This is a genomic window from Sedimentibacter sp. MB35-C1 (assembly GCF_030913635.1).
GTDB lineage: Bacteria > Bacillota > Clostridia > Tissierellales > Sedimentibacteraceae > Sedimentibacter.
In genome coordinates, this window is record NZ_CP133188.1 from 3300879 (window position 1) to 3314474 (window position 13596).

Genomic DNA, 13596 nt, shown 5'->3' on the forward strand with positions numbered 1-13596 from the left:
TTTACACTGTTCTGAAAACTTTTCTGTCGGTACAATTATAAAGACGGTTCTTCTGAAACACTCTGCTGCCATCAAAAGAACCGTCATATTACCTATAACTATTTATATTGTGCGAAATATAATTATATCAGTCCACAATATATTCTTCGCCATATTTTAGTGCTCCTACACCTTTAAATAACACGTCTGAAACTAATATCCCAGTTACAGCAATTTTCCCTTTAAATACTTTGCCTTTTTTGCATACAAACTCAAACTCTGACGGTTTATTACTATTAAACAGGTCAAGCAGCGGTCCGTAATCTTCTATATCTTGCATTGAGCCTTCCCATTCTCTAAGGCCTTCCTGTTCCGATACTCTTATAAACCCTAAGGGAAATTTTACATTCTTGTTAGTTTCTGCATGCTTTGCACTTGTTACTATCTCTTCCAAAATTATCATGGTATTTTCCTCCTTGCTTAATTTGTGATTATTATATCACGGAAAATATTTGCATACAACATTGTATTTTAAAAACACCTCTTATTTTATTCGTTCCCATATGGATAATTCTTTGCAAATATCAACCATTAGAATATTAATGCCATGAATGTCCAAAAATGTACAATTGTTTGTTTTTGGACAGTTTTGTTTTATGCCATTTTCAGCGCATAACCAAATCTTTTGATATTTTTTGTACAATTTTCATACATCCTCTATGAAGAAAATTATAATTCAAATGTTCTTTGTCGCAATTTATACTACCGGCATATATCATTGAAATAATTATTTTGTTGAAATAACAAGCTTTTAAAATATTAAAATAAACTTTGGCACACAACTTGCTTATTATATAGGCAGATTTAGTTAATTAAATAACAATTTTAAAGAATGGGAGCGATATTGTGAACAATACAATTAAATTATTGCTAAAACAAGGAATCGGCGGTCCCTCGGAACCAATCGTCAAAGCAGGCGATACCGTCAAAAAAGGAACCCTTCTTGCCGTCCCGAAAGGTTTGGGCTCAAATCTGCATTCAAGTGTATACGGAACAATAGCAGAAATTACAGAAAATTGCATAACAATCCATGCAGATGATAACCAGCCCGATGAATTTGAAAAAATTTCTTGCAACGGCAGCATAGCTGACATAGTTAAAGAAGCAGGAATTATAGGAATGGGTGGAGCCGGTTTTCCCTCTAACGTAAAGCTGGAAACGGATTTAAGCGGAGGAGTGATAATTGCTAACGGTGTTGAATGTGAACCTCTTCTCAAACACAACATAAGGCAAATCACGGAAAATCCTGAGGTAATTTACAGAGGAATACTCTATGCCATGAAGGCTGCTAATGCTAAGAGAGGAATTTTAGCCATAAAGAGAAAAAATGCAGAAGCAGTCAATTCTTTCAAAGCAGTAATTAAGCCTCATGATAACATAGAAATCGCAGAACTGGAAGACCTGTACCCGATGGGAGAAGAACGTGCCATTGTAAGAGAAGTTTTAGGAGAATTGCTTAAAACTGATCAGTTGCCTTCAGCAGCAGGTGCAGTAATATTAAATGTCGAAACATTATCAAGAATTACGGAGGCTGTTGAATTGCACAAGCCTGTAGTTTCAAAAAATATTACTGTTGTAGGAAAACTTAAAAGCGGAAAAGATTCCAAAACTTTTTTAGATGTCCCCATAGGAGCCTCTGTATCATCTTTGATTGAAATGGCTGGAGGGATTGACGGTGAATTTGGAGAAATAATTATGGGCGGCCCGTTTACAGGTCATTCGACTACTCTTGATTCACCTATAACAAAAACCTCCGGCGGAATTATAGCTACAATGGAATTTCTAAAAGCAAAAGGAAAACTTGGATTGCTTGTATGTGCATGCGGAGCAAATGAAGACAGGCTGCGCGAAATAGCAGAAAAAATGAATGGAGATGTAGTTGCTGTGGAAAGATGCAAGCAAGCTGTTGAAAGCCGCGGCGCATTGAAGTGTGAAAACCCCGGCAATTGCCCAGGACAGGCAGAAAAAATAATGAAACTGAAAAAAGCCGGTGCCGAAAGCCTTCTTATCAGCAATTGCAGCGATTGTACAAATACAGTAATGTGTGTGGCTCCAAAATTGAAAATGCCTGTCTACCACTGCACCGACCATGTTATGAGAACAGTTGGGCACCGTCTCATAAGAAGATTGCCGTAAGTGAATATTTAAGGTTTACCCTTTTATATAAATATAAATCAGGAAGGAGACATATTATGTCAATTACTAAGGAACTGGCTGAACAGCTGAAAGATTCTCCGGCGGTTGTATGCTGCCGAACTACACAAGGAACTGCAATCAGCCCCTCTGATCTCGAAGATCCTAATATCTTCCCTGAAATGGAAGAATCCGGACTTATTACAATTACCGCCGACACTTTAAAAATCGGCCAGGTAATAGGCGCAACGCTTAAGCGTGATGTTGATGGTCTTACATCTCTGACCGCAGAAATGATGGAAGGCATAGTTGAAGCTAATAGTGCTTCAGAAGAAAAATCAATTACTGAAAAACCAATCAGTAAAGGAGGAAATGTCAAAGTGGATAAAGGTATGTTGCATATTGAAGCAGATCAAATTAACGGATTAAAATTGAGCCTTCCATTAGGTTCATTAGGAAGCAAATTTGAAAATTTTTCAGAATCTGCATGTGAACCTGAAAAAGTTGAAAATCAAGTGGTTGGAACTCTTGTAAAAAGAGAATTTTCTGTAAAGGAAGTTAAGCTGGGAGAAAAAACTTCTTTTGAGCACGGCATTCTCACCATAAGAAAAAATTTGGCTAAAGAAGCTGTAGCAGCCACTCCCCTTGTTAAAAAAATGGAAATAGATATTATAACTCCCGATAAAAGACATGTGTATTCTGATACAATAATGGATGTTACTCCTGTTGCAACAAAGGCTGAAGGAGATTTGGGAAGCGGAACTACACATATATTGAATGACATGGTATTTATGCTTACAGGAGTTGACGAGGCCGGAGTACAAATACATGAATTCGGTTCTTGTGAAGGCTATCTTGATGAAAAAATCACCTATGGAATGCCGGGATGCCCAGATCAAAATGATATTATAGTAAGAGCTCATGTAACTATTCAAGAACTTACGGGAATGGAAAGAAGAGGACCTTACGCTGCTCATAAAGCTTGTGACTTAGTTATTCAGGAAATAAGAGAAGTCCTTAAATCAACTCCTGCCTCCGAAGCAGTAAAGGTTGAAACATGCGAACAAGTAAAAAGGAACGGAAGACCAAGAGTTCTCCTGGTTAAGGAAATTATGGGACAAGGTGCAATGCATGACAATGTAATGCTTCCAACAGAGCCTGCAGGCGTAGCAGGAGGAAAACAGAACGTTGATTTAGGTAATGTACCTATAATCTTATCTGTAAATGAAGTTCGTGACGGAGGAATACACGCACTTACTTGTATAGGCCCTGCATCGAAAGAAGATACGAGACATTATTTCAGGGAACCTGTATTGGAAGCTCTGGCAGCCGATGAAGAGCTGGATCTTGTAGGAGTTGCATTCATAGGAAGCCCTCAGGTAAATGATGAAAAGATGTTTGTTTCAAAGAGATTAGGTGCATTGGCTGACACAATGAAAATAGATGGAGCAATTGTTACTACAGAAGGATTCGGAAACAACCATATAGACTTTACTCAAAACATAGAGGAAATAGGTAAACGCGGAATAAAGGTTGTTGGAATTACCTATGCTGCTTACCAGGGTCAGCTCGTTGTAGGAAATAAATACACAGATGCAATGATAGAAGTTAACAAGGATAAAGACGGTATGGAATCAGAAATACTGGGCCAGAACACCATTGACAAAAATGATGCTAAACGTGCAGTTGTAATGCTTAAAAACAGGATTGCAGGAGTTCCCATTGCACCTGCGGACAGAAAATGGAATCAGTCAGTTATAGATGAAAATCAAAGACTGGTTAATTCGATTCAGCTATGATTTCAGCAAAAGATGTATCTCTTACCCCGAAGCTTCTAACAGGTAAAATTGTAGACATTTCAGAAATGTGCGTAAAAATCGAGCTTAAAGGAAAAATGGGAATCGTAAATTTGCCGCTCAGGTGCATAATTACTGATAAACCCCTAGAGCTTGATGCAGAAGCAGAATTATATATAAGCTATATACGAGTTTTATAAAATAAAGGAGGAAAATATCATGAAACTTACCACAATAGAAGGAATGAAATCCGAAGTTTTCGCACCAACGACACCTGCTCCTGTTTGGACACCGCTAAAAAAGCCGCTGAGTGAATGCAAAGTAGGGTTTGCTACTGCAGGCGGAATTCATATGAAAACTCAAAAACCTTTCAACACTGCCGGTGACAATACATTTAGGGAAATACCTATAGACACACCGTCAAAAGAACTTATGGTTACTCACGGCGGGTTTGACAACAGCGATATAAACAAGGACGTTAATGCAATGCTTCCTATCGACAGACTTCACGAGCTTAAAAAAGAAGGATTTATCAAAGATCTCTCTCCAATACTGATAGGATTCATGGGCGGCGGCGGAAATGTCGAAAAATTCAGAAACGAAACAGGCCCTGCAATCGCAAAAAAATTTAAGGATGCAGGCGTTGACATAGTTCTTTTAACAGGCGGATGCGGTACCTGCCACCGCTCAGCAACCATCGTCCAAAGAGCAATTGAATCAGTTGGTATATCAACCATAATAATAGCAGCACTTCCGCCTATAGCTAAGCAGCAGGGTGCTCCCCGTATAGCGGCGGCACATGTGCCCATCGGCTCCAATGCAGGCGAACCGAATAACATAGAAATGCAGACTTCCATACTGAAAGATTCTCTGAATCTTGTAGCAACCATGAAGGAATTCGGCGAAATGAAAATGCTTCCTTACGAATACAGACACAACGTATAATACAAAATTTTGGCGCAGAGCCGGTCGGATTTTCCGGCTGTGCTCCGCGCTTTATTTTTATATGGGCATGCGTATTGAATATTGCGCATATAAGTCCCGGAAAGGTGAATTATGGGAATAGGTCCGTCAAGCAAAGAAACAACTCTTCATCATTTTAACGACCCGGTAACTGAAAGGCTTAGAAACGAACCCGGTATTGATTTTCCGGGCATAATTCTTCAGGGAACTCCGGAGGTATACGGAAACAAAAAATTTATTGCAGAAATGACCGGCTGCTGGTGTCAGGCAATGAGAGCTCACGGAGCAATAGTATCAATTGACAGCTGGGGCAACAGCCATGTAGACTTCACTTCTGTAATAGAAGCGATAGGGAAAAAAGGAATTCCTGTTGTGGGAATAAGCTTTGTGGGAAATCAAGCATCCTTTGTAGTTACAAATCAATACATGGATACAATCATAGATTTAAATAAAAACACCAGTGGAATTGAAACCTGCATTGTCGGTCAAAATACGACATCCTATGAAGACGCAATGAAGGCAGTTGAAATACTTAAGAATAAAATCTTTAGAAAATATAATTTCACTCCATGTAATTTTGATGAACCGATTTTACAAAGAAGACTAATTCAGCGGTGTTTTCAAATTGATGAGGTCCAATTTTCAACAAGCCGAAAATAGTAAATAACAAGCTTCTTATAAATAATGCAAAAATTCAAAACATTCTAAAAAAGCACCCTGAAATAAGGAGCATGAAAATTAACATAATCAATCCAGGAAAGGACAGCATCTTTACAAATGCAAATCTAGATTTTTCTCCTGTTGCTGTAAAAGTTTCAGGATGCCTCGGAGAGGGAACGACACATGCAGCATCTGGGATAACTGTCATGTTAACCGGAGCTGAAGCAAAAGAATTCGGCGGCTTTCAGGCATCAAACATCGGTTCTTCCGAAGGAAAACTTAAGGATCATGTTGTACGCAACAAATTCGGAACTCCCGATAGCTCCGATATTATACTTCACTTTGATTTTATCTTCAATGAAGGCCATGCAAGGACAAGAGAAGGAATCATTGCAGCACACATGGCAGCTGACGAGTTTATAGAGGATATCCGCAGCTGCCTCAAGTCTCTTAGCGCAGATACTGCTTACAAAAGCAAAGAATATTTTGACACACTCAAAATAAATTCACCTAGAATTGTCCTAGTTAAGCTTGTGTCCGGTCTCGGGTGCATGTATGAAACAGCAATATTTCCAGGCGAACCCGGAGGCTGCTTGAATTCCCGTTCAATTATGGATGTTTCAAACATGCCGCTGTTCGTCACCCCAAGCCAGTACAAGGACGGCGTCGTGCATTCACTGTGCTGAGCAGCATGATTTATACTTTCCTTATTCAGATATTTCTGATATAATATTAACAAATATCGTTGCATCAATTTTACCTGAACATCATAATGCGGCGGTTAGATCAGATTAATCTTGTAAGGAAGGAGGAAATAAATTGATAATCGAAAAAAGCATGTCCCTTAAAAGCACTCTGGAACAGCTGGACTATGAACTGCTTGCCTCAATAATAGATTGCATATATGAAGCCGTATGCGTAATCGACGAAAAAGGAACCGTGGTTATTTGGAATAAAAGTGCGGAAAAGCTTTACAACATAGATTATAATCAAATCTATGGAAAAAATATCCGTGAATTTTTCCCTAATGCCATAGTCGATACTGTAAGACTGACAAGAACAACTGCAGAAAATATTCAGCACTCTCCAAGAGAAAGCTCCCATATACTGGCAAGCTCCAAGCCCTTAGTTGTAAGGAATAAATTTATGGGAGCGGTATCCACAGACAGAGACTTCAATGAAGTCAAAAAACTATATTGCGATTTGGAAACCGCAAATAAGCGCCTGCTGTTTCTTGAAAATGAAGTTCGGCGACTGGAAGGCTCCTTTGGAAATATTATAGGTACCGATCCCAATCTTATTAAAAAAATAGAAATTGCAAGGCAAATCGCTCCTATTGACACCAGTGTAATGATAATCGGAGAAAGCGGAACCGGCAAAGAGGTATTTGCCAGAGGAATACATGAGGCAAGTGGCAGAAAAGGACATTTCGTTCCCGTAAATTGCAGTGCAATTCCGGGCGAACTTTTTGAAAGCGAGTTTTTTGGTTACTCTCCGGGTGCTTTTACGGGAGCAAGCAGAAAAGGAAAAGCCGGAATTCTTGAGCTGGCAAACGGTGGAACAATCTTCCTAGATGAAATAGGAGATCTCCCTCTCAATATGCAGGCAAAACTCTTAAGATTCCTGCAGGATAAGACACTCACGCGAGTAGGCGGAGAAAAAGCCGTTCAGTTAGATGTAAGAATAATTTCCGCAACTAACTTAAACCTGAAAGAGATGGTAAAAGAAAATAAATTCAGAGAAGATCTGTTTTACAGATTAAATGTAATAGAACTTTCTATTCCACCTCTAAGAGAAAGAAAAAATGACATTCCTTTGTTAATAGGCTTTTTTCTAAAGCTTTATTCAAAAAAACTTTGCAAAAAAATCAAGGGCGTGGAAAAAGAAGCCGCAGACATACTCAGAGAATATCCGTGGCCCGGTAATGTACGAGAGCTGATGAATGTAATTGAACAAATTGTAGCAATAAATACAGAGGGCTTCATAACGAAGGAACATCTGCCGGCATCTGTATTGGAAAAGCACGAAAATATCTCTGCAGCTTCCAAGAAATACCCTCTGGACCTGACAGCAGCTGTTAAGAAATTAGAAACAGAAAATATAAAAAAGGCTCTTATGGCAGCAAGCTATAACAAATCTAAAGCAGCAAAGCTTCTTAATATACCAAGAACGACTTTATATCATAAAATGGAAGAATATAAAATTGCAAATCAAAAATGAGCCGCTGAAAAATGTAATCAGTTAGATTACAAAATAAAAGTCCATAAAAAAACACTTCGAGCATTCAGACCCAATATTGCCCAGGAAGTGTTTTTTTATTTCTTTAAATTTTACAGTTTTCCTTCTGCCATAAACCTTGCATTGGTACCGTTAATATCAAAAAATTCCTTAGCTGCCGCTTCACCGATTCTATTCGGATGTGCTTTAATTGCCTCGATATGTTCCATTTCTTCTACATGCTGAAGTTTTCGGTTTCTCATAATAATATCACCGTGAACAACAGAAGTATCAACTTCACACCCTCTTGCACTATATACTAAATTTGGCACAATATTTCTCATTGGATATGTGTAAACCGGCTGCATTGACGGATGGTTCAAATTAACTGCAATAAAATCAGCTTCTTTTCCGATTTCCAATGATCCCACAATGTCACCCAAGCCAATAGCTCTCGCTCCTTCGATTGTCGCCATGCGAAGTGCTCTCCATGCGGGCATAACTTCCGGATTGCCATACTTAATTTTATTAAACAAGCATACATTTTTCATTTCATGAATAATGTTGTGACAGTTATTTCCCGGTGCCTGATCAGATCCAAGAGCCACATTTCCGCCGAAATTCTGGAATACTACACTTGGGCACACAATTCCATCGATAATACCTATGGATGCAGGATTGACAATCATTGAAGCTCCGCTTTTAGCAATAATTTCAGTCTCTTTATCAGTACAATCTGTAAGATGTACCGCGATAAGACTTTCATCTAAATATCCCATATCTGATAAAAACTGAGCAGGCCTTTTACCGTATCTTTTTTCAATCTGGTAGGTCTCACGATCACCCTGCTGCACATGCATATGGATTTTTGTTTTTCTTTCCTTTACAACTTTCTGAACTTTTAGCAACATTTCAGGGCTTACAAAATCTGCACCTTGCGGCCCAAAGAGAATTTTTATTCTCCCGCCGGCCTTGTTGTTCCATTTATCAAACAATTCTATATTTCTTGCCAGGAACTCTTCTCCCTGTGTATCATCGAATTCATAGAGTTCACCGGGCTTGTAGACTTTATACTTTGCAGCTCTGATGTTTTGAGTAATGTTTCCTCTTGCCCCAAGTTTCTCAATGAATGCACAAACATTATTCATGTTTGCTTCATAATCGCCTAAAGTTGTTGTTCCTGCCTTTACCGCTTCAATAATTGCAACTCTGCTTCCTGCATCACGCTCATCATCATTTACGGCATTATCGAACGGCTGAAGCCCATACATCATCCAGTTATTTGTGTCCTGTGCCAGACCCCTCATAACATTGCACGCTGTATGCATATGTCCATCGATCAATCCCGGGAGAACAACATGTTCTTCCAAATCGAGAACTTCATCAGCAGCATACTCTTGATTAACTTTGTTGATATCGATAAAATCACGGATTTTTCCACCATCAACAATCATTGCAGCTTCTTTCTTATATCCTACACCTTCACCTTCCATGGTATAGAAGTGAGGAGCCTTTACTATCATATCTACATGTTTCATTCTTTACCTCTTTAATTTTTATAGTTATGTTTAATTTAAGCTAAGCAATCGCTTCCTTCTTGCTTGAAATTTTTGCAAAGATAAACAGCAAACAAGCCAAAACTACTGCTGTTACAACTATACTCAAAACATATTGTCCTGTCAGTCCTCCGAATAAAAAACCGACTGCAGCAGAAGCTCCGACCGTTAGTCCATACGGCAGCTGAGTCTGTACGTGAACAATGTGATTACAAGATGCGCCGGTTGATGAAAGAACTGTAGTATCAGAGATTGGTGAACATTGATCTCCAAATAATCCGCCACCGATTACTGCTCCGACAATATAAGCATATGGCAGATTAAATGCAATTGCCATTGGAAATGCAATAGGCATCATAATTGACCATACACCCCATGATGATCCTGTTGCAAATGAAATTGCAGCTCCAAATACAAATACCATTACAGGTACCAGCCCCGGAGTCAGGTAGTTCTCAACGATTCCTGCCAGATAAACGCCAACTTCCATCTGACTTGTGATACTTCCAACTGACCAAGCGCATACCAAAATAAAAGGAACTGAAATCAGCTGCGCCATTCCATCAACAAAATGGTTAAATGCTTTATCAGGCTTAAATAATTTTGTTGCTACGCCTACTGCACCTGCGCCGATTCCTCCGCAGACAAAACCCATAGAAATTGCCAATGTGATATTACCATTTAAGAATGCTCCTTTAAACCCGTTTTCACCAATATTTCCTGTCCAGAAAATAGTTGCGAAAAGCGAAACAAATAAACAGATCATTGGAATAGCAAAATTCCACATAGAAGGTAAATATCCTTCTGGAAATTCTTCTTTTGTTTCCGGAACCAGCGGCTCAACACCGTCAGCAAGCAATTTGCCTTCTTTTCTTGCTCTCAATTCTTCCTTATGCATTGGCCCGATATTTAGTCCAAAAATTGCAACTATAAGAACTGTAATCATTGCAAAAAGTCCGTACATATTAAATGGAAGCATATGCAGCCAGATTGACCATTCATTTCCTTCAACATTACCTGCTGCGAGTTCGGCTGCAATCAATCCTACAATAAAAGGCCCATAACTTGAAATTGGTGAGAATGCAGCCAAATTACACCCCATCGAGTCCAGGATATATGCAAGTTTTGCTCTGGATACTTTTACTAAATCCGTAACCGGTCTCATAATTGTTCCAAGAATAAGACAAGGTTCCGTGTATGAGAAAATAAATGCAGAAAGCGCAGTAACTATTTGACCTTTCTTTGCATTATTAATTTTCTTCGTAATCGCTTTAGCAAAGGCTTTTGCAGAGCCAGTCACTCGCAGCATTGCAACCAATCCACCTGAAAGAGTTACAAGTAACAATAATCCTGCGTTCCACTCACTTGCAATTGAAGGGATGAAGAAGTCTCTAAAAATAGCAGCAAATCCTACAATCGGATTCCAACCGTTCAGCATTGTAGCACCAACCCATACGGCTACAAATAGTGATAAGATTGTTTGTTTTGTTTTTAATGCCAAAGCCACCGCAACAATCGGCGGGATAAGGCATAAAACTCCAAATGTTGTGTCCATGATTATATCTCCTTTTTTTATTTTTCAGGTATATAAACAGCATAATTCGTGCCAACATTAAAACCCCGGTAATTTCAATGTTTTTCTACAACATCAATTACCGGGGTCAATTTTTTTTAACTTATATTAGTCAAAATTCTTTGACTTTTTACTTTTTGTTTTTAATCCATATTTTAATATTTTATAACTCATCGACTGCTTTGAAATTTTCAACTTTCTTGCCGCTTCTGTAACATTGCGCGTAGAATCTAAAGCCATAACCAATTGCCTTTTTTCATATTCCTCTAATCTCTCCAAAAGACTCAAATTGTCATCTATATCCATCAGTTCACTATGTTCATCATGAAAATGGTTCAGCATATATGCAGGCAATTCTTCTAATGTAATCATCTCTGAACCAATAATGTTGAAAACACCCTCTATAATATTTTTAAGTTCTCTTACATTGCCGGGCCATTTATAATTCATAAAAATTTTCATAGCATCTTCAGAAATACCCATAACGTTTTTATTCATTTTTATATTATTGTGTCCAATAAAATAATTTACCATAACAGGTATATCTGCAATTCTATCTCGCAACGGTGGAATTTCTATAAAAACAGTGCTCAATCTGTAGTAAAGGTCTTCTCTCAATTTTTCTTCACGGATACATTTTCTCGGTTCCTGATTAAGTGCACTGAGAATTTTAACGTCAAAGGAAATGGACTCATTTCCACCAATTCGCCTTACTCTTTTTTCTTCAATAGCTTTTAATATTTTTGCCTGCATCCCTAAAGGCATAGAAATAATTTCATCCAGAAACAATGTACCGCCGTTGGCCAATTCAAAAAGCCCGGGCTTATCTTCCGCGCCTGTAAATGCACCCTTTTCCGTTCCAAACAATATACTTTCCAACAACGTCTCCGGAATAGCCGCACAGTTTTGTGAAACAAAACGTTTTGATGATTTGTTACCTGCTGTATGTATACTCTGCGCAATCATTTCTTTTCCTGTTCCCGTTTCACCATAAATCATTACCGGTGAATCAGTATTTGCAATCAATGGGATAATATTCTTAATTTCATTCATTTTTTTAGATGTTGTTACAATGTTATCGATACGATACATGGAATCTGTATCGTTATTTATACTTGGCAATACAATCTTCTTTCTCTCTACATCTACATGAACCCTGTCATCTATGCATCTTGAAAAATCAATAGCTCCAACTATCTTTCCGCCTTGATGTATAGGTATTGTGCTGCAGATATTAGTTATTGTGTCGCCATGAGGTGAAGTCAAATGCTCCACATGATCATATATAGGCTTTCCAGTTTCCAATACCCGCATAATAGTACTGTCTTCCTTTTTCATTTCCGGATGAATTTCCAGGATAGTTTTTCCGATGATTTCATCCAACCGAAGATTATACACATCTGTTCTAAAATTTGCATAATACTGAATGACACCTTTTTCATCTGTAATGATTATTCCATCGAAATAATTATAGATGTTTAGCATCTTTTCAATGTTAATATTGCTCATAGCTTCACCCCGCTAACCTGCCAATCTATATTAGAAAAGTATATCATAATTGACATGAAGAGGCAAACATTTCGATTGCTGTATATTAACGCATTGCTTCATTATGTGTGTCAATTACTCCATTTTAAGCTGGAAGCTTTCTTGCATTCAAATTTCAACCAATACCACTATCGCGCCTGCCTATTGTTTTTTTACTAAAAATCATTTTCGTGACGTTTGAAAAATTCATAATACATACGCACATTTTCCAACTCAGTCCATCGTTTTACTTCAACAGGCTTCTCATCAAGATCATATATTTTAGCTCCTCTCATGGATAGCAGGAATGGTGAATGTGTAGATATAATAAACTGGCATCCTAAAAACCGCTCGGAGTCCTCAATAAACTTAACTAGTTCTATCTGTCGTTTTGGAGAAAGACTGTTTTCGGGCTCGTCAAGTATATACAATCCGTTTTCACCTATTTTTTCAGTAAAATAGAAAAATGCACTTTCCCCATTAGAATACTCTCGAACATTATCCATCAATGTTTTTCTAACAAAACGAGACTGCGTTTTACTTCTTGAATAATTCACTTTTCGAAGCTGCTCATAATCTTCCATAGACTTCATCTGAAAATTAGAATATTTTGCATCCAAGTATTCCTCAAAAAGCCTTTCTCGCTTTTGATCAATTCCTTCATTGAGATTACGTATATTCAACATGTAATCAAACACATCATCACTGGTAATAATTCTGCTATTTGCAGGGATATCAGCTTCAACCTGTATATTGCACATATTGACATAATCAGGATAGAAATTGGATTTATTATAAATAGAATCTCGCTTAATACCTGTTTTTTCTGCTATAACATTCAATGCTGTAGATTTTCCCGATCCATTTCCGCCATATAAAATCGTAATAGGCTCAAAGTCAATTCTTTCAAGACCCTGCCTTGATAATATTTTAAATGGATAAAATGAATCATAGCACGTTCTCTTTATCTCCAAAAAAAAATCAAACTCTATTTCCTCATTTGGAAATGTAATAACACTTAAATAAACCATTATTATCTCCTTGCCGTAAATTTCTCCTTTCATAGAACATATTCAAAGAGTAACCGATTATAAAATAATATTCAACCTAATTTTTTGAAAGCATTTTTCCA

At 37.9% G+C, this 13596-nt stretch carries 11 protein-coding genes and 1 pseudogene; 7 read left to right on the plus strand and 5 right to left on the minus strand.

Annotated features, from left to right (window positions below; all coding sequences use genetic code 11):
- Window positions 1-127: 127 nt before the first annotated feature.
- Window positions 128-442, minus strand: coding sequence for a hypothetical protein (locus RBQ61_RS16065; protein WP_213926390.1), 315 nt, complete (start codon window positions 440-442; stop codon window positions 128-130).
- Between the two features lie 443 nt (window positions 443-885).
- Here RBQ61_RS16065 and prdC point away from each other — a divergent pair, with 443 nt between their 5' ends.
- The 7 genes and pseudogenes from prdC (at window position 886) to RBQ61_RS16100 (ending at window position 7811) form a co-directional block, all read left to right on the plus strand.
- Entirely contained in the window at window positions 886-2175 is a 1290-nt protein-coding gene (gene prdC, locus RBQ61_RS16070; protein WP_308138229.1) for a proline reductase-associated electron transfer protein PrdC, read from the plus strand.
- Between the two features lie 56 nt (window positions 2176-2231).
- Window positions 2232-3971 carry a D-proline reductase (dithiol) proprotein PrdA gene (prdA, locus tag RBQ61_RS16075; protein ID WP_308138230.1) on the plus strand — a complete coding sequence of 580 codons (1740 nt, stop codon included), beginning with the start codon at window positions 2232-2234 and terminating at the stop codon, window positions 3969-3971.
- The gene (locus RBQ61_RS16080) at window positions 3968-4168 is read left to right on the plus strand and encodes a CBO2463/CBO2479 domain-containing protein (RefSeq protein WP_213926393.1); all 201 of its coding nucleotides are present in this window, start codon (window positions 3968-3970) and stop codon (window positions 4166-4168) included. The genes prdA and RBQ61_RS16080 overlap by 4 nt, the downstream gene beginning before the upstream one ends.
- 19 nt (window positions 4169-4187) lie before the next feature.
- On the plus strand, window positions 4188-4913 hold the full coding sequence (gene prdB / locus RBQ61_RS16085; RefSeq protein WP_213926394.1) for a D-proline reductase (dithiol) protein PrdB: 726 nt from the start codon (window positions 4188-4190) through the stop codon (window positions 4911-4913).
- 111 nt (window positions 4914-5024) lie between these two features.
- A pseudogene (locus RBQ61_RS16090) lies at window positions 5025-5492 on the plus strand (glycine/sarcosine/betaine reductase component B subunit); the annotation flags it as partial.
- A 170-nt stretch (window positions 5493-5662) separates the two neighbouring features.
- Window positions 5663-6277, plus strand: a complete 615-nt coding sequence (locus RBQ61_RS16095) for a proline reductase cluster protein PrdD (protein ID WP_308138231.1) — start codon at window positions 5663-5665, stop codon at window positions 6275-6277.
- A 133-nt stretch (window positions 6278-6410) separates the two neighbouring features.
- Complete coding sequence (locus tag RBQ61_RS16100; RefSeq protein ID WP_308138233.1) at window positions 6411-7811, plus strand: sigma 54-interacting transcriptional regulator; 1401 nt, start codon at window positions 6411-6413, stop codon at window positions 7809-7811.
- Between the two features lie 110 nt (window positions 7812-7921).
- On the opposite strand, the gene RBQ61_RS16105 is transcribed toward RBQ61_RS16100, so the two are convergent.
- The 4 genes from RBQ61_RS16105 to RBQ61_RS16120 form a co-directional block, all read right to left on the minus strand.
- Window positions 7922-9346 carry an amidohydrolase family protein gene (locus tag RBQ61_RS16105; RefSeq protein ID WP_308138234.1) on the minus strand — a complete coding sequence of 475 codons (1425 nt, stop codon included), beginning with the start codon at window positions 9344-9346 and terminating at the stop codon, window positions 7922-7924.
- Between the two features lie 40 nt (window positions 9347-9386).
- Complete coding sequence (locus RBQ61_RS16110) at window positions 9387-10919, minus strand: Na+/H+ antiporter NhaC family protein (RefSeq protein WP_308138235.1); 1533 nt, start codon at window positions 10917-10919, stop codon at window positions 9387-9389.
- A 126-nt stretch (window positions 10920-11045) separates the two neighbouring features.
- Window positions 11046-12446, minus strand: coding sequence for a sigma-54-dependent Fis family transcriptional regulator (locus RBQ61_RS16115; RefSeq protein ID WP_308138236.1), 1401 nt, complete (start codon window positions 12444-12446; stop codon window positions 11046-11048).
- A 194-nt stretch (window positions 12447-12640) separates the two neighbouring features.
- Window positions 12641-13495, minus strand: coding sequence for an AAA family ATPase (locus RBQ61_RS16120; protein ID WP_308140135.1), 855 nt, complete (start codon window positions 13493-13495; stop codon window positions 12641-12643).
- Window positions 13496-13596: the final 101 nt, after the last annotated feature.